19 protein-coding genes are annotated in these 24,075 nt (G+C 72.3%); 10 read left to right on the forward strand and 9 right to left on the reverse strand.

The window, feature by feature from the left end:
• Window positions 1-91: 91 nt before the first annotated feature.
• Window positions 92-1,747: an FAD-binding dehydrogenase gene (locus ACZ4LX_RS21350; RefSeq protein WP_467646965.1), complete on the reverse strand. Its 1,656-nt coding sequence runs from the start codon at window positions 1,745-1,747 to the stop codon at window positions 92-94.
• Window positions 1,748-1,967: 220 nt separating this feature from the next.
• On the opposite strand from ACZ4LX_RS21350, the gene ACZ4LX_RS21355 reads away from it, so the two are divergent.
• The 6 genes from ACZ4LX_RS21355 to ACZ4LX_RS21380 all read left to right on the forward strand — a co-directional run bounded on the left by ACZ4LX_RS21355 (window position 1,968) and on the right by ACZ4LX_RS21380 (window position 5,708).
• Window positions 1,968-2,861 (forward strand): DMT family transporter, encoded by an 894-nt coding sequence (locus ACZ4LX_RS21355; protein ID WP_467646968.1) that lies wholly within the window; start codon window positions 1,968-1,970, stop codon window positions 2,859-2,861.
• 70 nt (window positions 2,862-2,931) lie between these two features.
• A complete protein-coding gene (locus tag ACZ4LX_RS21360) occupies window positions 2,932-3,570 on the forward strand; it encodes a TetR/AcrR family transcriptional regulator (RefSeq protein ID WP_467646971.1) in 639 nt (212 codons plus the stop codon).
• Between the two features lie 71 nt (window positions 3,571-3,641).
• Window positions 3,642-4,415, forward strand: a complete 774-nt coding sequence (locus ACZ4LX_RS21365; RefSeq protein ID WP_467646974.1) for a glucose 1-dehydrogenase — start codon at window positions 3,642-3,644, stop codon at window positions 4,413-4,415.
• Between the two features lie 33 nt (window positions 4,416-4,448).
• Window positions 4,449-4,961 carry an NUDIX domain-containing protein gene (locus ACZ4LX_RS21370; RefSeq protein WP_467646977.1) on the forward strand — a complete coding sequence of 171 codons (513 nt, stop codon included), beginning with the start codon at window positions 4,449-4,451 and terminating at the stop codon, window positions 4,959-4,961.
• 43 nt (window positions 4,962-5,004) lie between these two features.
• The gene (locus ACZ4LX_RS21375) at window positions 5,005-5,400 is read left to right on the forward strand and encodes a YidH family protein (protein ID WP_467646981.1); all 396 of its coding nucleotides are present in this window, start codon (window positions 5,005-5,007) and stop codon (window positions 5,398-5,400) included.
• Window positions 5,397-5,708 (forward strand): DUF202 domain-containing protein, encoded by a 312-nt coding sequence (locus tag ACZ4LX_RS21380; RefSeq protein ID WP_467646986.1) that lies wholly within the window; start codon window positions 5,397-5,399, stop codon window positions 5,706-5,708. Before ACZ4LX_RS21375 ends, ACZ4LX_RS21380 begins: the two co-directional genes overlap by 4 nt.
• 57 nt (window positions 5,709-5,765) lie before the next feature.
• Here ACZ4LX_RS21380 and ACZ4LX_RS21385 read toward each other — a convergent pair whose 3' ends face one another.
• Window positions 5,766-6,710, reverse strand: a complete 945-nt coding sequence (locus tag ACZ4LX_RS21385; protein ID WP_467646989.1) for an NADP-dependent oxidoreductase — start codon at window positions 6,708-6,710, stop codon at window positions 5,766-5,768.
• A 59-nt stretch (window positions 6,711-6,769) separates the two neighbouring features.
• Window positions 6,770-8,059, reverse strand: coding sequence for a glucarate dehydratase family protein (locus ACZ4LX_RS21390; RefSeq protein ID WP_467646992.1), 1,290 nt, complete (start codon window positions 8,057-8,059; stop codon window positions 6,770-6,772).
• A 154-nt stretch (window positions 8,060-8,213) separates the two neighbouring features.
• On the opposite strand from ACZ4LX_RS21390, the gene ACZ4LX_RS21395 reads away from it, so the two are divergent.
• A complete protein-coding gene (locus tag ACZ4LX_RS21395) occupies window positions 8,214-9,242 on the forward strand; it encodes a phosphotransferase family protein (RefSeq protein ID WP_467646995.1) in 1,029 nt (342 codons plus the stop codon).
• An 8-nt stretch (window positions 9,243-9,250) separates the two neighbouring features.
• Window positions 9,251-10,465, forward strand: coding sequence for an acyl-CoA dehydrogenase family protein (locus tag ACZ4LX_RS21400; protein ID WP_467646998.1), 1,215 nt, complete (start codon window positions 9,251-9,253; stop codon window positions 10,463-10,465).
• Window positions 10,466-10,580: 115 nt separating this feature from the next.
• Here the strand turns inward: ACZ4LX_RS21400 and ACZ4LX_RS21405 are convergent, their stop codons facing one another.
• Window positions 10,581-15,335 (reverse strand): HEAT repeat domain-containing protein, encoded by a 4,755-nt coding sequence (locus ACZ4LX_RS21405; protein WP_467647001.1) that lies wholly within the window; start codon window positions 15,333-15,335, stop codon window positions 10,581-10,583.
• A gap of 72 nt (window positions 15,336-15,407) precedes the next feature.
• A complete protein-coding gene (locus ACZ4LX_RS21410) occupies window positions 15,408-15,572 on the reverse strand; it encodes a hypothetical protein (RefSeq protein ID WP_467647004.1) in 165 nt (54 codons plus the stop codon).
• Window positions 15,573-15,646: 74 nt separating this feature from the next.
• On the opposite strand from ACZ4LX_RS21410, the gene ACZ4LX_RS21415 reads away from it, so the two are divergent.
• Window positions 15,647-16,525 (forward strand): LysR family transcriptional regulator, encoded by an 879-nt coding sequence (locus ACZ4LX_RS21415; protein WP_467647007.1) that lies wholly within the window; start codon window positions 15,647-15,649, stop codon window positions 16,523-16,525.
• 19 nt (window positions 16,526-16,544) lie between these two features.
• Here ACZ4LX_RS21415 and ACZ4LX_RS21420 read toward each other — a convergent pair whose 3' ends face one another.
• From ACZ4LX_RS21420 to ACZ4LX_RS21430, 3 genes are read right to left on the reverse strand one after another with little or no spacing between them, the layout of a single operon-like run.
• Complete coding sequence (locus ACZ4LX_RS21420; protein WP_359136016.1) at window positions 16,545-17,138, reverse strand: TetR/AcrR family transcriptional regulator; 594 nt, start codon at window positions 17,136-17,138, stop codon at window positions 16,545-16,547.
• A gap of 28 nt (window positions 17,139-17,166) precedes the next feature.
• Window positions 17,167-18,834: a class I adenylate-forming enzyme family protein gene (locus ACZ4LX_RS21425; protein ID WP_467647011.1), complete on the reverse strand. Its 1,668-nt coding sequence runs from the start codon at window positions 18,832-18,834 to the stop codon at window positions 17,167-17,169.
• On the reverse strand, window positions 18,831-19,595 hold the full coding sequence (locus ACZ4LX_RS21430) for an SDR family oxidoreductase (protein ID WP_467647016.1): 765 nt from the start codon (window positions 19,593-19,595) through the stop codon (window positions 18,831-18,833). Before ACZ4LX_RS21430 ends, ACZ4LX_RS21425 begins: the two co-directional genes overlap by 4 nt.
• Window positions 19,596-19,779: 184 nt before the next feature.
• Between ACZ4LX_RS21430 and ACZ4LX_RS21435 the strand changes: the two genes are divergently transcribed.
• Window positions 19,780-21,057, forward strand: coding sequence for an exo-beta-N-acetylmuramidase NamZ family protein (locus ACZ4LX_RS21435; RefSeq protein WP_467647020.1), 1,278 nt, complete (start codon window positions 19,780-19,782; stop codon window positions 21,055-21,057).
• 110 nt (window positions 21,058-21,167) lie between these two features.
• Here ACZ4LX_RS21435 and ACZ4LX_RS21440 read toward each other — a convergent pair whose 3' ends face one another.
• Window positions 21,168-24,014: a penicillin acylase family protein gene (locus ACZ4LX_RS21440; RefSeq protein ID WP_467647023.1), complete on the reverse strand. Its 2,847-nt coding sequence runs from the start codon at window positions 24,012-24,014 to the stop codon at window positions 21,168-21,170.
• Window positions 24,015-24,075 lie beyond the last annotated feature (61 nt).

The raw sequence follows: 24,075 nt of genomic DNA on the forward strand, positions 1-24,075 counted from the left end.
GGGCGGACGAACTCCCACTCGGCATCCGACAGTTCATGGCGACGTATCACCCGACCATGATCCACCACACAAGATCATTTGACGACAGAACCTAGCCGACCGCCTTCGCGGCGGCGCGGCCCGCCGCCCGGCCGGAGAAGATGCAGCCGCCGAGGAAGGTGCCCTCCAGGGAGCGGTAGCCGTGCACCCCGCCGCCGCCGAACCCGGCCGCCTCACCGGCCGCGTACACGCCTTCCAGCGGGCTGCCGTCGGCGGTGAGGACCCGGGAGGACAGGTCCGTCTCCAGTCCCCCGAGCGACTTGCGGGTCAGGATGTTGAGCCGGACGGCGATCAGCGGTCCGGCCTTCGGGTCGAGGATGCGGTGCGGCGCGGCCGTACGGATGAGCTTGTCGCCGAGGTAGGTGCGGGCGCCTCTGATCGCGGTGATCTGGAGGTCCTTGGTGAAGGGGTTGGCGATCTCCCGGTCGCGGGCGGTGATCTCGCGGCGCAGGTCGTCCTCGTCGATCAGCGATTCGCCGGTGAGGGCGTTCATGCCCCGGACCAGGGCGCCGAGGTCCTTCTCCACGACGAAGTCCGCGCCGTTGTCCATGAACGCCTTCACCGGTCCGGGCACGTCGGCGCGGGCCCGGCCGATCACGTCACGGATGGACTTGCCGGTCAGGTCGGGGTTCTGCTCGGAACCGGAGAGCGCGAACTCCTTGCCGATGATCTTCTGGTCGAGGACGAACCAGGTGTAGTCGTGGCCGCTGCGCATGATGTGTTCGAGGGTGCCGAGCGTGTCGAAACCGGGGAAGAGCGGGACGGGCAGGCGCTTGCCCCGGGCGTCCAGCCAGAGCGAGGACGGGCCGGGCAGGATGCGGATGCCGTGCTTGGCCCAGATCGGGTTCCAGTTCTCGATGCCCTCGGTGTAGTGCCACATCCGGTCGCGGTTGATGTGGTGGGCGCCGGCCTCCTCGGCGATGCCGAGCATCAGCCCGTCGACGTGGGCGGGGACACCCGACAGCATCTTCGCGGGCGGGGTGCCGAGCCGCTCGGGCCACTGCTTGCGTACGAGGTCGTGGTTGCCGCCGATGCCTCCGGAGGTGACGATCACCGCCTGGGCCCTGAGCTCGAAGGTGCCGGCCGTCTCCCGTCCGCTCGCGGTGCCCCTGGACGCGTCGCTGGGTGCCAGGACCTCGCCGGTGACCGTGTCGGTCGTGCCTCCGGTCCGGCCGAGGCCGGTGACGCGGTGGCGGAAGCGGAAGGTGACGAGTCCCCTGGCGGCACCCTCGCGCACCCGGCGCTCGAAGGGGGCGACGACACCGGGGCCGGTGCCCCAGGTGATGTGGAAGCGGGGGACGGAGTTGCCGTGGCCGTTGGCGTCGTAGCCGCCGCGCTCGGCCCAGCCGACGACGGGGAAGAGCCGCAGGCCCTGGGCGTGCAGCCAGGAGCGCTTCTCACCGGCGGCGAAGTCGACGTACGCCTCGGCCCACTTGCGGGGCCAGTGGTCCTCCTCGCGGTCGAAGCCGGCCGTGCCGAGCCAGTCCTGGAGGGCCAGCTCGTGGCTGTCCTTGATCCGCATGCGGCGCTGTTCGGGCGAGTCGACGAGGAAGAGACCGCCGAAGGACCAGTGCGCCTGCCCGCCGAGCGACTGTTCGGGTTCCTGGTCGAGCAGAATGACCGAACGGCCCGCGTCGACGAGTTCCGCGGTGGCGACCAGCCCCGCGAGTCCTGCCCCGATCACGATCACATCTGCGTCGTACGCCATGGGTTCCATCCTTTTCGGGGCGACCGGGCCGCCGTCCGGCGGAAGGACCGCACGTCACCGCAGTGCGGCCGCTCGCGAAGTTACTCGTGCGTCAGATCTTCGGCACCGGTCGCCCCGGCGTCAACCGCCCGGTCGGCGGCGCTCCGGCCGCACCGGCGGTTCCCAGGCGCTATCGTCGGAACAAATCACCCTCTTCCGGCCTGACTTGGGGTGGAGACGCGTGTCGGTGCTGGTCCTCGTGCTCGCCGTGAGCGCCGCCTGCTGCCTGGGCTTCGGCTTCGTGCTGCAGCAGGCCGCGGCCCGCCACGCCCCGAGGAGCGACTACCTCTCGCCCCGGCTGCTGCTGGACCTGATGCGGGTGCGCAGCTGGCTGGCCGGTATCGGTCTGATGGTCTGCGGCATGGTGCTGGGCGCCCTGGCCCTGGGCAAGGGCGAGGTCTCCGTCGTCGAACCGCTCCTGGCCACCAATCTGCTCTTCGCGATGGCCCTGTCCCGGCACCGCACCGGCCAGCGGCTGGGACGGCAGGGGTGGGCCGGGCTCTGGCTGCTGGCCGGCGGGGTCGCCGCGTTCCTGGTGGCGGGCGAGCCTAAGGGCGGGCAGGCGGTGTCCAGTCCGCTGCGGCACTGGCTGGTGATCGGCGTGGTGGTGGGCCTGGCCCTGCTGCTGACCGCTTTCGCCAAGCGGTCACGTTCGGGGGTCTCCCCCGCACTGCTCGCGGTCGCGGCGGGACTGCTGTACGGACTCCAGGACGCTCTCACCCGGGTCAGCGGACAGCGGCTCTCGGACGAGGGCTGGGCGGCGCTCGTCACCAGCTGGCAGCCGTACGCGGTGCTGGTGCTGGGGGTGACGGGGCTGATCCTCGTGCAGAGCGCGTTCGAGACGGGCCCGCTGCGGATGTCGCTGCCGGCGCTGACCGCGGCCCAGCCGCTGGCCGGGATCGCGTGCGGCATCGGGTTCCTGGGCGACCAGGTGCGTACGGACACCGGCGCCCTGGCCTGGCAGGCGGCCGGACTCGCGGCGATCGTGGCGGGGATCGTGCTGCTCGGGCTGCACCCGGCGATGCCCGAGGGGCCGGTGGGCGGACGCCGTACGCAGAGCCTCCAGCCGCGCTGAGACATGTCCCCTCCCTCACAGTCGCCGGTCCGGCCTGGCAATTAATAATGGCCAGCATTACATTGGTCCCATGGCGAGAACGTCGGGACAGTCGGGACAACAGACCAGGGACAAGCTGATCCGTGCGGCCGAGGAGGTCTTCGCCGCGCAGGGCACGGACGGTGCGCAACTGCGCGACATCGTCGCCCTGGCGGGCCAGAGCAACCCCTCCGCGGTGCAGTACCACTTCGGTTCCCGGGCCGGGCTGCTCGACGCCGTGATGGCCGGCCGCCAGGAGCGCACCGAGCGGGTCGTCGCACCGCTGCTCGGCTCGCTCCCCGAGGACTGCGGTGTGCGGGACCTGCTCACCGCGCTGGTGACGGCGGAGGCGAGCCTGCTCGCCGACGACCGGGGCCGCCGCTGTCTGCGGATCTCGGCGCAGCTCAGTCATGAGACCGGGCTGCGGACCGGCGACCCGCACCCCGCGCTGGACGGCACCGCCTACGGCCGGCTGATCGGCCGGATCGGGGACCGCCTGAGCGCGCTGCCGGAGCCCGTACGGCTTGAGCGCCTCGATCTGGCGCTCACCCTGATCGGCGCGGCGCTGGCCGACCGGGCCCGCCAGGGGCTCGACGGCACGCGGCCGCTGACCGGCCAGGAGCTCTTCCTCGCCGATCTCGTCGGCACCACCACCGCGTTTCTGCACGCTCCCGCGCCGCACGGCGCGTGAACCACCCGCACCGCACGAAGCAAACGTGAACCACCCGCACCGCAAGAAGCACGAAGCACGAAGGACATGTCATGACTGAGAAGAACAGCCTCACCGGCCGGACCGTCATCATCACCGGAGCCGCCCGCGGCCTCGGCGCCGAGGCCGCCCGCCTGGCCGTGGCCGCCGGCGCCGATGTGGTGATCACCGACGTACTGGACGAGGAGGGTGCGGCCACCGCCGCCGAGCTCGGGCCGAAGGCCCGGTTCCTCCACCACGACGTGACCTCCGAGGAGGACTGGGAGCGCGTCGCCGCGTTCGCCCTCGCCGAGTTCGGGCGGATCGACGGTCTGGTGAACAACGCGGGAGTCTCCACCGGCCAGCCGCTGGAGACCGAGACGGTCGAGCACTTCCGCAAGGTCATCGACATCAATCTGACGGCCGTCTTCATCGGTATGAAGACGGTGATCCCGGTGATGAAGGAGAACGGCGGCGGCTCGATCGTCAACATCTCCTCGGCGGCCGGTCTCATGGGCCTGGCCCTGACCTCCAGCTACGGCGCGTCGAAGTGGGGCGTACGCGGGCTGACGAAGGTGGGGGCGGTGGAGCTCGGCACGGCGTGGATACGGGTGAACTCGGTGCACCCCGGCATGGTGTACACGCCGATGACGTCCTCGGTGGGCATCCAGCAGGGCGAGGGCAACTACCCCAACACCCCGATGGGCCGGGTCGGCGAGGCCGGTGAGATCGGGGAGGCGGTCGTCTTCCTGCTCTCGGACGCGGCCTCGTACATCACCGGCGCCGAACTCGCCGTGGACGGCGGCTGGACCACCGGTCCGACCGTCAGGTACGTCATGGGGCAGTGAACGCCGCCGGAGGTCTGGGGTTGGATGAGGGGTATGAATCCCTCTGACGAGATCCTGGACATCGTCGACGAGAACGACGTGGTGGTGGGGCAGGCCCCGCGCGGCGAGGCGACCGCGCGGGGACTGACCCACCGCTGTGTCTTCATCGAGGCCCGGGACGCCGAAGGCCGGATCTTCGTCCATCGCAGGACCGCCACCAAGCTGGTCTTCCCCTCCCACTACGACATGTTCGTCGGCGGAGTGGTCGGCGCCGGCGAGTCCTACGACGAGGCGGCGCTGCGGGAGGCCGAGGAGGAGCTGGGGGTGTCCGGACTCCCCCGGCCGGAGCCCCTGTTCACGTTCCTCTACGAGGGCGGCGGGCACAGCTGGTGGTCGTACGTCTACCAGGTGCGGTGCGAGCTGCCGGTGTCGCCGCAGGTGGAGGAGGTCGCCTGGCACACCTTTCTGACCGATGCGGAGCTGGAGCGGCGGCTCGGCACATGGCAGTGGGTGCCGGACGGGCTGGAGAGCTACCGGCGGCTCCAGGCATTCCGGGAATCACCCTGAACCGGCCGGGGATGCGCACCAAAGCGGCAGATAGGGTCCGTACGTGAATGAATTTGTGCAGAGTCTGCGGTTGTGGTGGGCGCCGCAACGGATCCGCGAAGAGGGCGACACCCCCGACTACCGCTTCTCGCTGGCCAACGAGCGGACGTTCCTCGCCTGGATCCGGACGGCTCTCGCACTGATCGGCGGCGGGTTCGCCGTCGACCAGTTCCTGCCGGAGCTGGCGTGGGGCATCCGCGCGGGGCTGGCGCTCGCGTTGCTGGCCGCCGGTGTGCTGTGCGCCCTGCGGGCCGTCAACCACTGGGTGCGGTGCGAGCGGGCGATGCGGCGCGGGGAGGACCTGCCGGTGTCGCGTTTCCCGACGCTGCTGAGTCTGGCCGTCGCCGTGGTGGCCGTGGCGATGGTGGTGGTGGTCCTGTTCGGCTGGGAGGGCCGGTGACCGCGGCGGAGCGCGATCCGGGGCTCCAGCCCGAGCGGACCCGGCTGGCCTGGCGGCGTACGACGCTGTCCTGCACGGTGGTGGCGCTGCTGGCGGGCAAGCAGGCGCTGCACGTCGGGGTCACCCCGGCCGGCGTCATCGCCCTGTCGTTGAGCGTGCTCGCCTGGCTGGGGTTTCTGCGGGTGGCGAACCGTCGGGTCCAGAGCATGGGGACAGCACGTCCCCGGGTGCTCGGGGCCCGGGAGGCCCTGACTGCCGCGGCGTGCACGGTCGCGCTGGCCGTGTTCGCCGCCGCGATGCTCTTCTGAGCTTCTGAACGCGGGCTCTTCCGAACGCGATGCTCCTCCGGACCGGCAACCCCGAGGTCAGCTCTCCGGGGCGTCCCAGTCGACGGTGACGACGATCTTTCCCCGGGTGCGGCCCTCGCCGTTGAGGCGGTGGGCCGCGGCGGCCTCGGACAGCGGGAAGACCCGGTCCACATGGACCGAGACGATGCCCCGCTCCGCCAGCTCCGCCAGATGCGCCAGGTCCTTGGCGTCGGGCCGCACGAAGGCGTACACGCCGCCGTACGAGAACACCTCGTCGTCCACGACGGAGGCCAGGCGCCCGTCCGGTGCGAGCGTCTCGGCCGACACCCGCAGGGCCTCCCCGCCCACGGTGTCGAAGGCCGCGTCGATCCCGTCGGGGGCCAGTTCCCGCAGCCGCTCGGCGAGCCCTTCCCCGTACGCCACGGGCTCCGCGCCGAGCTGCCGCAGATGCTCGTGGTTGCGCTCGCTCGCGGTCCCGATGACGCGGCAGCCGGTGTGGCGGGCGATCTGCACGGCGAACGAGCCGACTCCGCCCGCCGCCGCGTGGACGAGAACGGTGTCGCCGTTGCGGATGCGCAGCGAGCGGTACAGCACCTGGTAGGCGGTGAGGCCGGCCAGCGGCAGGCCCGCCGCCTCCTCGAAGCTCAGGCTGAGCGGTTTGCGCGCCAGGGTGCGCACCGGCGCGGCCACGTACTCGGCGAAGGTGCCGCGGCTGAGGAAGTCCTCCCGCACATATCCGATGACCTCGTCGCCGACGGCGAACTCGTCGACGGCGACGCCCGGCTGGACGACGACACCCGAGACGTCCCAGCCGGGGATCACCGGGAAGACCGCGTCCAGAGCGGCGTCGAGGTGTCCCTCCCGGGCCACCCGGTCGACCGGGTTGACGGCTGCGGCCCGCACCTTCACCAGAACGGTGTCCGGACCCACCTTGGGGTCGGGCCGCTCCCCGTACTCCAGGACGTCCGCCCCGCCGTACCTGCTGTAACTGATCGCCTTCATGTACCGACCCTCAAGGCCGCCGGGAACGCCCGCAACTCGGACCGGCGCCCGCCCGGCTCTCACCAGCGCGGGATCGAAGGCGTCACCCACTCAGGCTCGGCCTTGCGCATCGCGGCGGCGTCGTCGCGCTCGCGCATCGTGCCGTCGTCGTCGAGCCAGCGGCGGTGCAGTGCGGCAAGGCGTTCCCGGTCGAGTGCGACGCCCAGGCCCGGGGCGTCGGAAACCGTGAGCCGGCCGCCCTCGAAGACATGGCGGGTGGTGATGACGTCCTCGGTCTGCCAGGGGTAGTGGCTGTCGCAGGCGTAGTCGAGGTTGGGGACGGTGGCCGCGACATGCGTCATGGCGGCGAGGCTGATCCCGAGGTGGGTGTTGGAGTGCATGGAGAGTCCGACGCCGAAGGTGCGGCAGATCCCGGCCAGTTCGCGGGTACGGTGCAGCCCGCCCCAGTAGTGGTGGTCGGAGAGCACGACCTGGACGGCGTCCCGGGCGAAGGCGTCGGGGACCTCGGCGAGGGTGGTGACGCACATGTTCGTCGCCAGCGGCACATCGGTGCCTGACGCGACGGCGGCCATCAGCTCCGTACCGCTCGCCGGATCCTCCAGGTATTCGAGTACGTCCTTCAGCTGCTCGGCGACGTACAGCGAGGTCTCGACGGACCAGGCGCCGTTGGGGTCCAGGCGCAGCGGCTGCCCGGGGAAGGCGTCGGCGAGCGCGCGGACCGCGGCGATCTCGCGCTCGGGCGGGAAGACGCCGCCCTTCAGCTTGAAGGAGGAGAACCCGTACTCCCGGGCGAAGCGCCGCGCCTGGGCGACGACTCCGGCCGGATCGACGGCCGCGCCCCAGTCGTCGCGTTCGCCGCCCTCCGGGTGCGCGGCCCAGCGGTAGAAGAGGTACGCGCTGTACTCGACCCTGTCGCGGACCTTGCCGCCGAGCAGCGCGTGCACGGGCAGGCCCAGGGTCTTGCCCAGCGCGTCCAGGCAGGCCACCTCGAAGCCGGAGACCACCGAGAGCCGCAGCTTGTCCGCGGTCTGGACACCGCGCAGCCCGCCCGCGTCGACCCGCTCGTCGGCAGCGCGTGAATCTCCGCACACCTCGTCGGCGAGGGCGAAGAGGCCGTTCACATCGCTGACCGGACGTCCGGCCAGAGCGGCGGCGAGGGGTTCGGCGAGTTCGAGGTACTTGCCGTCGCCGTAGGTCTCCCCGATCCCTGTCACACCGCCCCGGGTGACGACCTCCACGACGAGCCGCGGGGTGTACGGCTGATGGACGCCCTGGGTGTTGAGGAGGGGCGGGTCGGCAATGAGGATCGGGGTGAGCCGGACTTCGTCGATCAACAAGGCGGTATCCATACGTGAACTCTATTCAGGGATACGACTCAACACCAGAGGTCCGCCCTCTGTTCGGGCCCGAGTCCACGCATTCCGTTCCGGAAGTTCACTGGACGACATACCGACTGGTCGGCATCATGAACTCCGACGTCTTACCCATCCGGAGGTGCGCACGATGAGCCCAGTCCACCCGCCAGGTCTCGACCTCGACCGGTTGCGCGGACATCTCGACCGCGAGCGTCCGGGGCTGGTGCACGGACCGCTCGACGCCCGGCTCATCGAGGGCGGCCGCTCCAATCTGACCTATGTCGTCACGGACACGGAGGGGACGGGCCGCTGGGTCGTCCGCCGGCCGCCGCTGGGCCATGTCCTGGCCACGGCACACGACATGAGACGTGAGCACCGGGTGATCAGCGCACTGCACCCGACAGCCGTCCCGGTCCCGGAGACCCTGCTGCTCTGCGAGGACGACTCGGTCATCGGCTCGCCGTTCTATGTCATGGAGTACGTCGAGGGCACCCCGTACCGCACGGTGGAGCAGCTCGCCCCGCTCGGCCCGGAACGCACCCGTACGGCGGTGCTGGGCCTGGTCGACACCCTGGTGGAACTGCACGCCGTGGACCCGCGGGCCGTGGGCCTCGGCGACTTCGGACGTCCCGAGGGCTTCCTGGACCGGCAGCTGCGCCGCTGGGGGAAGCAGCTGGACGCCTCCCGCAACCGTGAACTGCCCGGCATCGACGAGCTGCACGCGGCACTCGGCCGGCAGCTGCCCGGCTCCCCCGCGCCCACGGTCATCCACGGCGACTACCGCCTGGACAACGTACTGATCGGGTCCGACGACGAGATCAAGGCCGTCCTGGACTGGGAGATGTCGACGCTCGGCGATCCCCTCACGGACCTCGGCCTGCTGGTGATGTACAGCTCCGACCTGGAGCTGCCCGAGTCGCCCGTCTCCACCACCAGCGGCGCGGCCGGCCACCCGTCCCCCGCCGAGCTGATCGAGCGCTACGCCGCCCGCTCGGGCCGGGACACCTCCGGCATCTCCTGGTACACGGCGTTCGCCTGGTTCAAGCTCGCCGTGATCCTGGAGGGCATCCACTACCGCTACACCCTGGGCCAGACGGTCGGCGGCGGTTTCGACCGCATCGGCGACCTCGTCCCTCTCTTCATCGAGCACGGCCTCACCACTCTCCAGGAAGGCTGATCCACCCCATGGACTTCGCATTCGACGCCCGTACCGAGGAGCTGCGCGCCAAGCTGCTCGCCTTCATGGACGAGCACGTCTATCCGGCCGAGCGGACCACGGAGGAGCAGCGCGCGCGGCTCGCGTCGCCGTGGGACACCCCGCAGGTGGTGGAGGACCTCAAGGCCGAGGCCCGCAAGCAGGGACTGTGGAACCTCTTCCTGCCGGACGCCGAGTACGGCGCCGGGCTCACCAATCTCCAGTACGCCCCGCTGGCGGAGATCCTGGGCCGCTCCCCGCAGTTGGCGCCGACCGCGCTGAACTGCGCGGCGCCGGACACCGGGAACATGGAGGTGCTGGCGCAGTTCGGCACCGAGGAGCAGAAGAAGCGGTGGCTGGAGCCGCTGCTGGCCGGGGAGATCCGGTCCGCGTTCGCGATGACGGAGCCGGAGGTCGCCTCGTCGGACGCGACCAACATCGAGACCCGGATCACCAGGGAGGGCGACGACTACGTCATCAACGGGCGCAAGTGGTACATCTCCGGGGCGATGAACCCGGACTGCGCGATCTTCATCGTGATGGGCAAGACCGACCCCGACGGCGAGGACATCCGCCGTCAGCAGTCGCAGATCCTGGTGCCGCGCGACACACCGGGTCTGACGGTGAAGCGCGCCATGAAGGTGTACGGCTACGAGGACCATTACCACGGCGGTCACGCCGAGGTGGTCTTCGACAACGTGCGGGTGCCCGCCTCGAACCTGATCGGCGAGGAGGGCGGCGGCTTCGCCATCGCCCAGGCGCGGCTGGGCCCCGGCCGTATCCACCACTGCATGCGGCTGATCGGGATGGCCGAGCGCGCCATCGAGCTGATGTGCCGGCGCGCGGTGGCCCGTACCGCCTTCGGCAAGCCGCTCGCTCAGCAGGGGGTCGTCCAGAACTGGATCGCGGACGCCCGGGTCACGGTCGAGCAGCTGCGGCTGCTGGTGCTGAAGACGGCCTGGCTGATGGACACCGTGGGCAACCGCGGTGCGCACACGGAGATCCAGTCCATCAAGATCGCCACCCCGCGCGCGGTGGTCGCCATCCTCGACCAGGCGGTACAGCTGCACGGCGCGGGCGGGGTCAGCCAGGACTTCCCGCTGGCCGAGCTGTGGGCGGCGGCGCGGACGCTGCGGCTGGCGGACGGTCCGGACGAGGTCCACCAGCGTTCGCTGGCGCGGCGGGAGATCAAGAAGTACCTGTAGGGCCTTTGCCTCGGACCGGGCCGGGCTCGGGGTGGCCGGTCGCAGGGCCTTGCCGGTGCCTCGGACCGGGCCGGGCTCGCGGTGGCCGGTCGGTGGGCCGGTCCCTCGGGTCACCTCACGGTCCACCGGCCGCGATCCGGTCCAGCACATCCGTGTACACGGAGCGCCGGTCGGGCCGGGCGCGGGCGGCGGCGTGGCGGAGTGCCGGGACCGCCGCCCCGCCCATCCCGGTGAGCCCCTCGGCCGCCGCCTCGCGCACGACGGCGTGCGGGTGGCCGAGCAGTCCGATGACCGCGGGGACCGCTGGTTGCCAGCCCGCCCGGCAGAGCGTCCGGACCGCCATGCGCACCACGTCGGGCCGGGGGTCGTCCAGCAGGAGTGCGGTGTGGCGCAGATGGGCCGGCCGTTCGAGCATCACCCGTGAGGTCCGGTGGGCGCGCAGCCGGACCCTGGGCCGGGGGTGCGTGAGCAACGCGTCCAACAGGTCCTGGAGTCGCCGGTCCCGGTCCGGTTCGGGGCCGGTGTGCGCCTCGGCGAGTCGGGTGAGCGCCCGGCAGATCTGCTCCGGTGTGCCGGCCGCGGCCAGGTCCAGCAGTTCTCCCCGGGTCGTGCGATGGCCGGCCCCGTCGGGAGCGGCGGCTTCGCGGTCCCGCAGGGCTGTCAGTGCCGCCGCGTCCCCGGTCCCGGCGTCCGGCCCCCGCAGGGGTCCCGCCACGAGCCGCAGCCGGTCGGCGAGTTCGTCACGGCCTTCGGTACGCAGACGGCGGAAGGTCCGCGTCAACGCCGGGGTGCGCAGGAGCGGGCGGCCGGCGAGCAGGTCCAGGAAACCCCACGCCCCGGCGTCCAGACGCCCGGCCAGCGCCTCGGCCAGCACGTCGGCGGGGCAGCGGCGCAGGGCCTCGCTGAGAGCGGCGGCCAGGGCGGGTGGTGCGTGTTCCCACCACTCGACCAGCAGCGGTACCAGCCGCTGTATCTCCCCCGGGCCGAGCCTCGCCGCCATGTGGGCCACCCGGTCGGGCAGGATCCCGTCGCCCCGGAGCTCCGCCTCACCGACGGAGGCGAGCGCGCGGGCGGGTCCCGGACCTGAGGGCAGCGCGACGCGGCCGCGCAGGTAGGCGCGGAGCACCACCGCACCGGCCTCCGGCTCGGGCCATCGCGCGAGCGCCTCGGCTGCGGCCTGTCCGCTTTCCGCCCCGGCGGATTCCAGCTGGGCGACCAGCCGTTGCCACAGGGCCGACGAGCGCGGCTGGTCCAGGTCCTCGTCCCGGACCCGGCGCGGTGCGGGTTCCGGGGTTCGGGCGGTCTCCGCGACGGTCCAGGGCGGCGCGTCGAGGGGCTGGAGCCATGTCATCCAGTCGACGAGTGCGGCCCGTACCCCGGGCGCGGCGCCCTGGTATGCCTCCGTCAGGGCGGCCAGCCGGTCCCGCGAGGGGACACCGCTGTCGTCCGCGTCGCGGAACTCCGCCAGTGCCCCGGGTGCCCGGACGGCAACGGCCAGCGCGGACCGCCATTCCCGGGTCCCCGCGTCCACGGGTGCGGCAGGGTCGGGCTCCGGTACGCCGAAGGCCTCCCTGAGCACGACGGGCACGGCCCGCCAGGGGTCGGCTCCCGTCCCGGCCCCGGCGAGGGCCCGGTCGAGATCGGCGCGGACCGTCACCGCGCCCAGGCGCCGGAGCAGGGTCAGCGTGGACCGGCCGGGTGCGGGAGCCAGGGCCCGTACGGCGGCGACGGCGTCCGGTCTCGCGGTGGCCGTCAGCAGCGGTGCGACCTCTTCGAGTAAGGTGATCAGTTCGCTGCGGTCCGCGTCATGCGCACCGGCCAGCGCGTCCAGCAGGAGCGGGGCGGAACGGGCGAGCACCATGAGCTCCGGGCGGCTCCGGGGCGCGGCGCACAGCCCCAGCGCGAACCGCAACAGTTCCTCACCAAGGGGCTCCATCCCGCAGGGCGCGTGCTCGAAGGGCTCTTTCCCGGAGGGCGCGCGTCCGAAGGGCTCCTTGCCCAGGGGCCGGGTGTTGCGGGGCTTCGGCCGGGAGCCCGCCAGCGCGAGCCAGTCGGCCAGCATCGGCCGCAGCCGTCCCGACCGGGCGGGGCCCAGCACCTCGCCCCGTGCGACGAGGCGCAGCGCGACTTCGGAGTCCCAGCCCCCGGTCACCAGGGTCTCGACGTCACGGTCCGTCCCGCCGGGCTCCGGCGGTTCGGCGGCCGTCACGGTGATCCCGTGCCGGGCCATGGCCGGCGCCAGATCCCGTACGGTGCCGGAGGCGAGGGCGACCCGTCCGGACGCCGCCAGGGTCAGCAGGGGAACGGCCACCGGCGACTTCTGCTCGTCCAGTGCGAGGACCGAGCGTGCGGCGAGGGCACCGTCCAGGCCCTCCAGCAGCAGCCGGCGGGCGGCGTCGTCCCGGCCGTGTTCGGCGGCGGCGAGGAGGGTGGCCGCGCAGGCGTCGCCGAGTACGGCGCGCAGGGCTGCGACGAGGGCGGTACGCAGACCGGGGTTGGACTCCCGGCCCAGCCGGGCGAGGAGTCCGGGGAGCGCCGCCGGTGAACCGGCCTGAACCAGCGCCTCGGCCGCCGTCTTCCGGATGTTCATGCTCGGGTGGCCGAGACAGGCGGAGATCGCGGCGGCCGCCCAGTGGGCCCGGGAGCGGCCCAGGGCGAGCAGGGCCTGCCGGACGGTCTGGATGTCCTCGGCCCTGGTCAGGGCGATCAGCGTCGCCGAGAGCGCCTGGGCGTCCTCGCCCGTGGTGTCGTGGGCGAGCAGGGCGATGACGTGCTTGCGTATGTGCCGGTCGCGGTGGCGCAGCAGCCGGTGGACCCGCGTGCGGGTGCCCGCCCAGGGGGCCCTGAGCAGCAGTTCGAGCAGGACCACCTGCTCGTCGTCGGTGAGTCCGGGGCGGTCCAGCAGATCCAGCGCCAGGCTCGCGACCAGCGCGTGCCCGGCCCGGTCCGCGTCCTCGGCACCGAGCAGGCAGACAGGGCGGATCGCGCCGCGTCCGTGGAGCCGGCGGCCCAGGGCGCTCACCGCGTCCAGAACCTCCTGCGGCACCGCGGGCTCACCGGCCGGCTGTCCGTACTCACCGGTCCTGGGTGCCGCGTCCGGGCTCCTGGACACGGCGGTTTCGGCCACGACGCGCAGGAGCAGGTCGGCGATGGCCGGGAGGGTCGTGGCGTCGCCGTGGGCCGCCAGCCGGCACAGCGCCGCCACCGGCGCGTCCGGGTCCAGATGGGAGCGGAGCAGGGCCAGTTCCCGGGGGTCCGGTCCGCCGAGGTCCGCCGCGATCCGGGGCGGCAGATCGAGGGGGTCGAGCCGGGCGAGGAGGTCGCGGCGCCGCGCCGGGTCACGGTTGAGCTGCCACAGCAGCCCGAGGGCCCGGTCGCGTACGGCGCGAAGGTGGGGCGCCGTCCCACCGACGGAGAGACCCGTCCCCTCGGCCGTCCCGTCGGCGGGGAGGCCCAGCCCCTCGCACAGGGCCCGCACCGTCAGGTCGCCGCCGATTGCCTCCAGCGCGTCCAGGGCGGCGGCCGGGGCCGCCGGGAGCAGGGCGATCACGGCCTCCTCGGCATCCGTGTGGCGCAGTTCGCGGATCGCGTCGAGGAAGGGGGCGGGTTCGGGGGCCGAGGAGAGTGCGCGGGCGACGGCTTCTCCGGCCGGGAGATCGCCGGCCCCCTGTCCGGCCAGGGCGACGAGCAGGGCGAGCCGTCGCGGCCACCCCGGATCGCCGGCGGACGCGTCCGTCAGGGCCTGGAGCGCTTCCTGCCTGGTGGTGAAGAGGATCGTCGCCACGTCGCGGGGCGGGATCGAGTGATCGGACAGGGCCAGACCGATGACGGCGCGGACATGCGTGCCGTCGGGGAAGTGGCCGCGCCGGTGGAGCCCGCGCAGGCAGGCCACGGCCGGGCCGCCGAGCAGCAGGGGATCGCGGGCGGCGACCGCGGTCAGCTCGCCGATGTCCTCGCGCCCGGCCAGTTCACCGAGCAGTTCCAGCCCGCTTCGTCGCAGGCCCGGCGCGATGCACGGGTCCGCGACGACCTGGCGCAGCAGCTCGCGGTGACCGTGGCGCGCGGCGGCGGCCAGGGCCGCGTCGGCCACCTCGGGCCGCTCCCGCACGGCGTTGTCCGCCCCCGCCCGCTCCGGCACCGACCCCCCGCCGGGCTCCCCCGGCCGCCCCGGCACAGGATCTCCGCCGAGCCGCCCCCCGTCCCGCTCCGTTGCCCGACCGGGGAAGAGGAACGGCGCCAGCAGGGCGGGCGGCAGCGGGTCGGTCGCCGCCCATGGTTCGGCGAGTGCGGCCAGCGCTCCGGCGACGACTCGGCTGCTGGGGGCGCCCAGCAGGGCGATCAGCGTCTCCCGGACCAGTGCCGGGGCCAGCACTCCGGCACGCAGGCCCTCTCCGGCCAGCCGCAGCGCCTGGGCCCCGAGCACCGGATCACCGCTGCGGGCCAGTGCCTTCACGAGCTCCACCGGACGGGACGTGCCGGTGATCCCCGCCCCTCGCACGGCCTGGTACAGCAGCTCGCCCGGGGCCTCGTCGCGCAGCACACCGGGATCGTGGAGCACATCGGCGCGCAGCCAGGCGGTCCGTACCGTCGCCGGCAGATCTCCGGCCGTGCGCCACGGCGGCCTGGGGCGGTCCGTCAGCCGGTGGCCCAGTCGCTCGTAGAGCCCGGCCAGGAGGAGGTCGGACTCCGGCACTCCGCTGAGCGACACGGGCAGCAGTGCGGCGAGTTCGTCCCTCTCGCGGTCGTCGGAGGGCGGGCGCTCACTGATGCGTCCGGCCAGCCGGACCAGTGCGGCCCAGCTCCGCCCAGGGTCCTCGTGCCCGGTCGGTCGGCCCAGGGCACGGAACTCTTCGTCGACCGGTCTCCGCATGCCCGGATGCTAGCCGGGGGCTCCTCGGCTCCACCAGCGCGTTTCGGGCGGTTCGCCCCTCCGGCAGCCGGTTCAGTAGCCGCCGTACGGAACGTGGTCGGCGAGCGCCAGCTCACGGGCGAACGCCCGCACCCGCAGCAGGCATCGTGCCAGGACCCGGACGGCTCGGGGCCGGTGCGGTCCGTAAGCCACCGCCCACAGGACGGGAACACGCGTCGACGTCTGGATGTGCGCCATGTATCCAGCTTCACCCTGCTGTCACGTTCGGTCCAACAGATGGATTCGCTGGCTGCGATCGCTACCGTAGATGGATGGAGATTCGTCAGCTCCGCCACTTCATGGCGGTGATCACCCATGGCAGCTTCACCGCCGCCGCCCGTGCCGAACTGATCGTGCAGTCCGCGCTCAGCACCTCCGTCCGCAACCTGGAACGGGAGCTGGGGGCCGCCCTGTTCGAGCGCACCGGCCGCCGCGTGGTGCTGACCGAGGCGGGCAGGGCCCTGCTGCCGTCGGCCCGCACGGTACTGGCCGGGACGGACGCGGCCCGCGACGCGGTCGCCGCCGTGTCGGGCCTGGACACCGGTCGGGTGCGGATCGGCACCATCCAGACGCTGACCTGTGTGGATCTGGCCGCCGAACTCGCCTCGTTCCACCGGCTGTGGCCCGGCGTGCAGATCTCGCTCCGCGAGGCCACCATGCCTGATCTGGTCGCCGCGGTGCGCGCGGGTGAGCTGGATCTCGCCTATCTGGCGCCGGACGCCGCCGAACTTCCGGAAGGCATCGCCGCGTTCGCGGCCTGGCAGGAGGACCTGGTGCTGATCACGGCACCCGGCCACCGGCTGGCGACCGCGGGACGCACCCTGGTCAAGGACCTCGCCGACGAGCCGTTCGTGGACTTCCGCGCGGGCACCGGTCTGGAGACGGCGGTGCGCCGGCTGGCCGCGCACTGCGGTCTGGAGCGCCGGATCACCTGTGACGTCACGCAGATCCGGCTGCTGGTCGACCTGGTGCGGGCGGGCATCGGCGTGGCGATCGTGCCGCGCCGGATCGGCGAGGACGCCGGGCTGCCGTGCGTGAGCATCCGCCAGCCGGAGCCGGGCCGGACGGTCCTGCTGGTGGGCCGGGCGCCCCGGCCGCGCAACCCGGCGGCCGAGGCACTGCTGGTACGGCTGGCGCCCGGGGCCGGCTGAGCGGACCCGGGCCCGGCGCTCAGGGCCGCAGCGCGCGCAGCAGCAGGTCGGCGAGGTGGTCGGCGACCTCCTGCTGGGTCAGCGGGCCGTCGGGCCGGTACCAGGTCGACAGGTGGTGGACCGAGCCGAAGTGGTAGTCGACGATCAGGTCCGCCGGGGTGGCCGTGGAGAACACCCCGCTGCGCTGGCCCTCCTCCACGAGCGCCCGGAAGCGCTCGTGGTAGCGGCGCCGCTCCACCCGTACCTGCTTGTTCTTCTCCGGGCTCAGATGGTGCATGGAGCGGAAGAAGATCGAGGCGTCGTCGAGGTTCTCGATGGTGGTGACGACCACGTCGGCGGCGGCCTCGCGCAGCCGCTGCTCGACGGGCGCGTCGGCCTCGGCGAAGGCGTCGAGGCGCTCCTGCTGGAGCCGCAGCACCCGGGCGTAGACCTCCTGGAGAAGGTCCTCCTTGGAACCGAAGTAGTGGTACAGGGCGCCCTTGGTGACGCCGGCCGCCTCGACGATCTCCTGGACCGAGGTGCGGTCGTACCCCTGCTCGGCAAAGAGCCGGGTGGCGGCGGCCAGCAGCCGCTGGGGAACGGGGGTACCGCTCCCGTCCGTCGCCTTGGCCATAGCCGCCACCTTCCTTCCGTGCTGTGGTTCAGCTGTTTCCACGGGGTGAACGCAGTTCCCGCCTGAGGATCTTCCCACTCGCGGTCTTGGGGAGTTCCGTCAGGATCTCGACTTCGCGCGGGTACTTGTACGCGGCAAGCCTTTCCTTGCAGTACACACCCAGTTCGCCGGGTTCGACCGAGGCGCCGGGCCGCAGGCTGACGTAGGCGCGGACCGTCTCCCCCCGGTAGGTGTCGGGGACGCCCACGACCGCGGCCTCGCGGACGGCCGGGTGGGTGTAGAGGACATCCTCCACCTCGCGCGGCCAGACCTTGAACCCGGAGGCGTTGATCATGTCCTTCTTGCGGTCGACGACGTAGAGCCAGCCCTCTCGGTCCATGAAGCCGATGTCACCGGTGCGCAGCTCACCGTCCGGGAAGGCGGCCGCGGTGGCCTCGGGCAGCCGCCAGTAGCCGGAGACGACCTGCGGGCCGCGCACCGCGATCTCGCCCTGCTCGCCGAAGGGCACGTCCGCGCCGTTCTCGTCGATGATCCGCACGACCGTGTCCGGGCCGGGCACGCCGACCGAGAGGGTGCCGGAGACCGGGTCGACGGGCGCTTCGCGCTCGGGCGGTACGGAGGCGCAGGGAGCGGTGCACTCGGTGAGGCCGTAGCCGTTGCGGATGTACGGGCCGAAGCCCGCCCGGAACTTCTCGACGAGCGCGGGCGGCAGCGGTGCGCCGCCGGAGGAGATCACCCGGAAGGAGGCGAAGTGCTCGGGCGTGACGCCGGGGGTCGCGGCGAGCGCCATGAAGGCGGTCGACGGTCCGACGGTGTACGCGGGCCGGTGCCGGGCGAACGCGTCGAGGACGACGCCCGGGTGGAAGCGGTAGGCCAGGACGAGGGTGCCGGCGTTGACGAGACAGGCGGCGAGCTGACAGACCATTCCGGTGATGTGGAAGAGCGGGGCGAGGGCGAAGTAGGCGGCGCCCTCGGCGATGGGGTGGCCCGTGCGCTGGCGTTCGGCGTTGACCATGATGTTGCCGTGGGAGTTCATGGCGCCCTTGGGGGTGCCGCTGGTCCCGGAGGTGTAGCTGATCAGCGCCACGTCGGTGGCGGCGAGGTCCCGGCCGACGGGCGCCGCGAGACCCATGTGGGCGACGGCCACCAGGTCGTCGGCGTCGCCGGAGGGCGGCAGCCGGTCGAAGCCGAGGACCCGCTCGTCGTTCTCCGTCTGGAGGTCCAGCTCGCAGGCGGTGACGGCGATACCGACGGAGGGCACACCGGCGGCGGTGTCCCGCAGATACGCCTCCCAGGCCCGGTCGGAACAGATCAGCGCCGTGACCTGGGCGTCCTTCAGTACGTGGCCGACCTCGGCGGACTTGTACATCGGGTTGAGCGGGACGACCGTCGCGCCCGCCTTCCAGGCGCCGAGCAGCGCGAGGACGAACTGCGGGGAGTTCTGGAGCATGATCGCGACCCGGTCGCCGCGTGCCAGGCCGCGGGCGGCCAGGTGGCCCGCCACGGAGTCGGACAGCGCGTCCGTCTCGCGGTAGGTGAGGCGTCCGTCGAAGTACGCCAGCGCCGGGTGGTCCGGGGTCCGGGCCACCGAGTCACGGAAGGCGTGCACCAGGGTCACGGCGGGGCTGACGGGTGCCCGCTGGGCCTCGCTCAGCAGCTGGAGCCAGGGCTTGGCCGCGTAGACCGACTCGCTCATGCCTCTGCCTCCTCCCACTTCCGCTGGAGGTGGTTCATGCTGCCGAGCCAGTGGTCGGTGTCCTTGGCACGGGCCCGGTAGTACCCGGCGACCTCGGGGTGCGGCAGGACGAGGAAGCGGTCCTCGGCCATGGCGTCGAAGAGGGCGTCGGCGACAGCCTCCGGCTCGATCGCGCTGGGGGCGAGGACGAGCTTCCCGGCCGACCCGGCGGCGGTGAGCATGTCCGTCCGTACGCCCTGCGGGCAGATCGCGTGGACCTTGATGCCTCGGTGGCGGTAGGTGAGCGAGAGCCACTCCGCGAAGGCGACCACGCCGTGCTTGGTGACGCTGTACGGCGCCGCGCCGATCATCGTCAGCAGTCCGGCGGCGGAGGCCGTGGAGACGAACCTGCCGCTGCCGCGCTCCAGCCAGTCCGGCAACAGCGCCCTGGCGGCGCGGACGTGAGCCATCACGTTGACGTCCCAGGCGGCGGCCCAGACCTCCTCGTCGGCGAAGACGTCGCCGGGCGAGGCAAGACCGGCGTTGGCGCAGTAGACGTCCACGGTGCCGTCCAGCGCGTCCCGGGCGGCGTCGACGACCTGTGAGGCGTCACCGGCGACCGCGATACCGCCGATCTCCTCGGCGAGCGCCTTGATCCGGTTCTCGTCGAGGTCGTTGACCACGACCCGTGCGCCCCCGGCGGCGAATCTGCGGGCCAGGGCGGCTCCGATGCCGCCTCCGGCCCCCGTGACCACTACGCCCGCGCCCTGCACCGTACTCATCGGTCCCGCCTCTCTCAGCCGACAGCACCGGCAGACTAACCGGTCGGTATGTCGCCGGGGAAGGGGTCGGCGCTCCCCATCCGTCACTCCGGGCACAGCCGTCCCGTCCGGCTCGTTCCCTGCGGCCCTCACGCGCGCTAGCGTGCGTGACCATGACAGACGTCGCGATCATGGAGGTAGCCGAATGAGCCTGTCCAGACGTGGATTGCTGGCCGCCGGCGGTGCGGTGGGAGCTCTCGCGGCATCGGCCGCGGCGGCAGGCCCCGCGGCCGCCCTCCCCTCGCCCGCCAAGGGCCACGGCGGCGGACACGGCCGGCTCCGCACCGGTTTCGACCGGCTGGCGGCGGACGGCTACGCCCTGCTGAAGGGGCAGCGGGTCGGTGTCGTCACGAACCCCACCGGGATCACCTCCGATGTCCGGCACATCGTCGATGTGATGCACCCCGACGACCGGGTGAACCTGACCGCGGTCTTCGGTCCCGAGCACGGCTTCCGGGGCACGGCGCAGGCGGGCGGCTCGGAGGGCCGGTACGACGACCCGGCGACCGGGCTGCCGGTCTACGACACCTATCTGAAGAGCGGCCAGGCGCTCGCCGACGTGTTCACCGCGTCCGGCGTGGACACGATCGTCTTCGACATCCAGGACGCGGGCGCCCGCTTCTACACGTACATCTGGACGCTGTACGACTGCCTGGAGGCGGCGGCCCTCGCGGGGAAGAGGTTCGTCGTGCTGGACCGGCCGAACCCCGTGACGGGGCGGGCCGCGCTCGGGCCCGTGCTCGATCCCGCGTTCGGCACCTTCGTGGGACGCCGGGAGATCTCCCAGGCCCACGGCATGACGGTCACCGAGCTGGCGCTGCTCTTCAACGGCGAGTTCCTGGCCGGCCGTCCCGCCGAGCTGGAGATCGTGAAGATGTCGGGGTGGTCGCGCTCGGACTTCTTCGACGACACCGGGCTGCCGTGGGTGCCGCCGAGCCCCAACATGCCCACGCCCGACACCGCGCTCGTCTACTCGGGCACCTGCCTCTTCGAGGGCACGAACCTCTCGGAGGGGCGCGGAACGACCCGCCCGTTCGAACTGCTGGGCGCGGAGGGCGTCGACCACACCTGGGCAGCCGCGGCGAACGCCCTGGAGCTGCCCGGAGTGGCCTTCCGCGAGGCGTACTTCGCGCCGACGTTCTCCAAGTTCCAGGGCAGGACGGTGGGCGGCGTCCAGGTACACGTCCAGGACCGCGAGGTCTTCGATCCGGTACGCACCGGGATCGCGCTGCTCGTGACGGCGAAGCAGACCTGGAGCGGGTTCGCCTGGCGGCCGGACAACTGGATCGACAAGCTCACCGGCAACACCCGGGTCCGCACGATGATCGACGCGGGCGCGGACACGGATGAGGTCGTGGGGGCGTGGGCGGAGGACCTGGGCGCGTTCCGCGCGGTGCGCAGGCGCTACCTCCAGTACCGCTGAGGTGTGCCGGGCGGGCCCGCGCGTGCGGACCCGCCCGGTACCGCTGAGGTGTGCCGGGCGGACCCGCGCGTGCGGACCCGCCCGGCCGGTCCCCGCCGGCCGTCCACCGCCTACCGGTGGGCCGGGAACTCCACCACCTGCTGGTACGTCGGGCGGTTCTGCCAGTGGATCGCCTTCTGCCCGATCCCGCCCAGGGCCCGGTGGATGATCGAGTCGGTGCACCACTGCTCACCGGCCTTGCAGCTGTCGTCGGCCGGGTACACCTCCGCCGCCGGAACCGCCGCCGCCTGCTTCAGCGTGGACAGCAGCGCCGCGCGGCAGCTGCTCAGATCGCCGTTGCCGCAGTAGGACCTGGCCAGCGGGCCCTTGACCGGCTGCCCCAGCACCTGGCGCAGGTCCTTGTCGGCGAAGCCCCACCAGCCGTACTGGAAGGCCGAACCGCTGTGCGCGCCGCTCGGTCCGTGGCTGGCCGCCGGGGACTCGTCGGTGGCCAGGTTCGCGGTCAGCGCCCCGTACAGGTCGTCGCCGAGCCCCGGCCTGAACTCCGCCTCGACGAGCCTCGGCCACCACGCGTCCATGACCCGCACCGCGTCGGCGTAGCCGTACGCGTGCGAACCCGGGCTGCTCTCCTTGCGCTGGGCTCCCGATGCCCGCCAGGCGTCCAGCTGCTGGACCACCGCGTTCAGCTCCGGGTCGGTGACCGGCTGGGAGCGGATCACCTTGAGCAGTTCGGGCAGCAGCTGCTCCCCGCGCAGGTCGGTGAGTGCGGCGTCCGCCATCGCCCGGGTGAGGGAGGCACGGGTCACGCCGCCCTCCGCCACCAGCTTCGACACCCGGTCGTCGAGCAGATCGCCCCGGTGCACCGCGCTGAGCCCGAAGCCGGCGGAGGCGTACCCCTCGGCCTGCTTGTTGTTCCAGGAGATGTAGTAGTCCTGGCCGCTGGAGTGCGGGTGCTCGGCGAAGGGGGTGTAGGCGGCGGTGTTGGCCGCCGGGTCGTACCCCTGCCACTCGTACGCCTTCTCCGCCCTGATAGGCAGCGCCGGGTCGACGCCCGGGGCGCGCACCGGGTTCATGCCGCTGTTGTAGTAGGCGGTGGTGCGGGAGTCGGCGTAGAACCAGTTGAAGGCGTAGTCGATGTTGCTCGCCGCCTGCTGGAAGGAGGCCGCGTCGGTGACGTACGACGGGTCGTTGAGCATCTGGAAGCCGATGATCGAGTCGGCCTCGTGCCGGTAGGTGGTGCGCAGCGTCGTGTACGCGACCGGCTTGCCGTCCACCGTGGCGCGGTGGGTGACGATGCCGTAGCCGGTGCGCCAGACCTGCATCCGGTAGGAGCCCTTCGCCGTGGAGTCGGCGACGGTGGGCTTCCAGGAGTTGGAGCGCTCCAGCTTCTCCATGGCGGTGCAGGCGCCCCGGTAGAGGTAGTGCGTGGAGTTCTTGGTGGGGGCCGAGCCGTCGGGTTCGCACAGGTCGACGGTGTACGTGTCGGTGATGTCCTGGCCCGCCGAGGTGGCGCTCCAGGCGTAGTCCTGGCCGCGTCCCATCTGGATGTACATGCCGACGCCGGCGAAGGAGACGCCCCGGGCGCTGATGCCCGGGCCCTGGAGTTCCTGGAGCATCATCAGCTGCGGGGCGAAGTAGCCGGTCTGCGGGCCGAAGACGGCGACCGGGTTGCCGCTCGCGGTGCTCCTGCCGGAGACCAGCAGGGCGTTGGACATGCCACGCTTCTGGGCGCCGGAGCCGGAGCCGGGGAGCGAGCCCTCGGGGATGACCCCGTCGTCGTAGATGCCCTGGGCCTTCTTGAGCGTGGCCGGGGCCTTGACGGGGGCCTTGGCATCGGTGCCCGCGGAGCCGGTGCGGTCGTGGATCAGTGGTTCGGGGGTGACGGATCCCGGATCGGGAAGGGCCGTTCCGACGGCCTTGGCGGGCTTGTTCGCGTAGGGGAACGAGGTGCCGTCGTGGACGGTCAGCACGGCCTCGGGGTCGTTGCGCTGGCGGAACGACTCCCAGACCTTCGTCCCCTCCACGACCCCGTACTTCTGCTGGGCCGACAGCAGCGAGAGCGCCGCCTGCACCTCACCGCCGCCACCGCCGCCGAACTGGCCGCCGACGACCGAGGCGATCGAGATCAGGTCGGTCAGCTTGAACGGCTGGATCTCACCTATGTTGGTGATGGAGTCGATCTTGCCGGTGAGCACGTACTCGCCCGGGAAGTAACGGCCCTTCTTCGACTTCTCACGGTAGGAGTTGATGCCGTCGACATACGCCTGCGCGTCGGCCATGGCCTGTTCGCCGCGGGCGCCCTCATGGGTCCTGATGTACTCGACCTGGGCCTCCAGGTCGGCTTCGGTGTACGGGGCCTGCGGCCAGAACTGCTGCTCCAGCCCCTGGTTGGCGAGCGCGCCGCCGGCGAACGAGGTCAGTTCGCCGCGTCCGATGTGGCGGAAGAGGTCCATCAGCCAGAGCCGGTCCTGGCCGGCCGCGAAGCCGGCCCCGAACTCGGTTCCGTAGCGGGTGGTGCCCTTGATGTGCGGGACGCCGGACACCTTGTCGCGGGTGATGGTGACATCGTCGCGCGGCGAGGTCACGGACTCGACCTGGTCCTTCGCGACGCCGAAGGAGGCGTCGTTGAAGAAGTCGTTCAGCTTCTGGTCGGTGAGGCCGGTGTGCCCGGCCACCAGTCCGTCGTAACGGTCGAGCTGGTCGTCGCTGTGCGCGGGATGGGTGCCGAACGCCTTGTTGCCGAGGATCTCGACGAGGGTGGCGTTGCCGTTCTCGCCGGGCGGCAGAATGTCGTCGCACTGCCCCTGGCAGTAGTCGACGACGGGGGCGGGGTCCGCCTCGGCGGCGCCCGCGTGGGGCGCGGAGGCCAGCAGGGACGAACCCAGGGCGAGAACGGCCGCGACGGTGACGGCTCTTGTCCTGCCGGTACGTACGGACATGCGGGTGCGTGGGGGCATGCGTGCTCCTCGGGGAGGCCGGTGCGCCGGACGTTACCGGCGGTATGACCCGTGAGTAAGG

The organism is Streptomyces sp. NPDC026062 (assembly GCF_055568375.1).

Coding starts and splice junctions, on each gene's coding strand:
- ACZ4LX_RS21350 (WP_467646965.1), bottom strand. CDS start 1,747: ATGGCGTACGACGCAGATGTGATCGTGATCGGGGCAGGACTCGCGGGG.
- ACZ4LX_RS21360 (WP_467646971.1), top strand. CDS start 2,932: ATGGCGAGAACGTCGGGACAGTCGGGACAACAGACCAGGGACAAGCTG.
- ACZ4LX_RS21365 (WP_467646974.1), top strand. CDS start 3,642: ATGACTGAGAAGAACAGCCTCACCGGCCGGACCGTCATCATCACCGGA.
- ACZ4LX_RS21370 (WP_467646977.1), top strand. CDS start 4,449: ATGAATCCCTCTGACGAGATCCTGGACATCGTCGACGAGAACGACGTG.
- ACZ4LX_RS21385 (WP_467646989.1), bottom strand. CDS start 6,710: ATGAAGGCGATCAGTTACAGCAGGTACGGCGGGGCGGACGTCCTGGAG.
- ACZ4LX_RS21390 (WP_467646992.1), bottom strand. CDS start 8,059: ATGGATACCGCCTTGTTGATCGACGAAGTCCGGCTCACCCCGATCCTC.
- ACZ4LX_RS21395 (WP_467646995.1), top strand. CDS start 8,214: ATGAGCCCAGTCCACCCGCCAGGTCTCGACCTCGACCGGTTGCGCGGA.
- ACZ4LX_RS21400 (WP_467646998.1), top strand. CDS start 9,251: ATGGACTTCGCATTCGACGCCCGTACCGAGGAGCTGCGCGCCAAGCTG.
- ACZ4LX_RS21405 (WP_467647001.1), bottom strand. CDS start 15,335: ATGCGGAGACCGGTCGACGAAGAGTTCCGTGCCCTGGGCCGACCGACC.
- ACZ4LX_RS21410 (WP_467647004.1), bottom strand. CDS start 15,572: ATGGCGCACATCCAGACGTCGACGCGTGTTCCCGTCCTGTGGGCGGTG.
- ACZ4LX_RS21415 (WP_467647007.1), top strand. CDS start 15,647: ATGGAGATTCGTCAGCTCCGCCACTTCATGGCGGTGATCACCCATGGC.
- ACZ4LX_RS21420 (WP_359136016.1), bottom strand. CDS start 17,138: ATGGCCAAGGCGACGGACGGGAGCGGTACCCCCGTTCCCCAGCGGCTG.
- ACZ4LX_RS21425 (WP_467647011.1), bottom strand. CDS start 18,834: ATGAGCGAGTCGGTCTACGCGGCCAAGCCCTGGCTCCAGCTGCTGAGC.
- ACZ4LX_RS21430 (WP_467647016.1), bottom strand. CDS start 19,595: ATGAGTACGGTGCAGGGCGCGGGCGTAGTGGTCACGGGGGCCGGAGGC.
- ACZ4LX_RS21435 (WP_467647020.1), top strand. CDS start 19,780: ATGAGCCTGTCCAGACGTGGATTGCTGGCCGCCGGCGGTGCGGTGGGA.
- ACZ4LX_RS21440 (WP_467647023.1), bottom strand. CDS start 24,014: ATGCCCCCACGCACCCGCATGTCCGTACGTACCGGCAGGACAAGAGCC.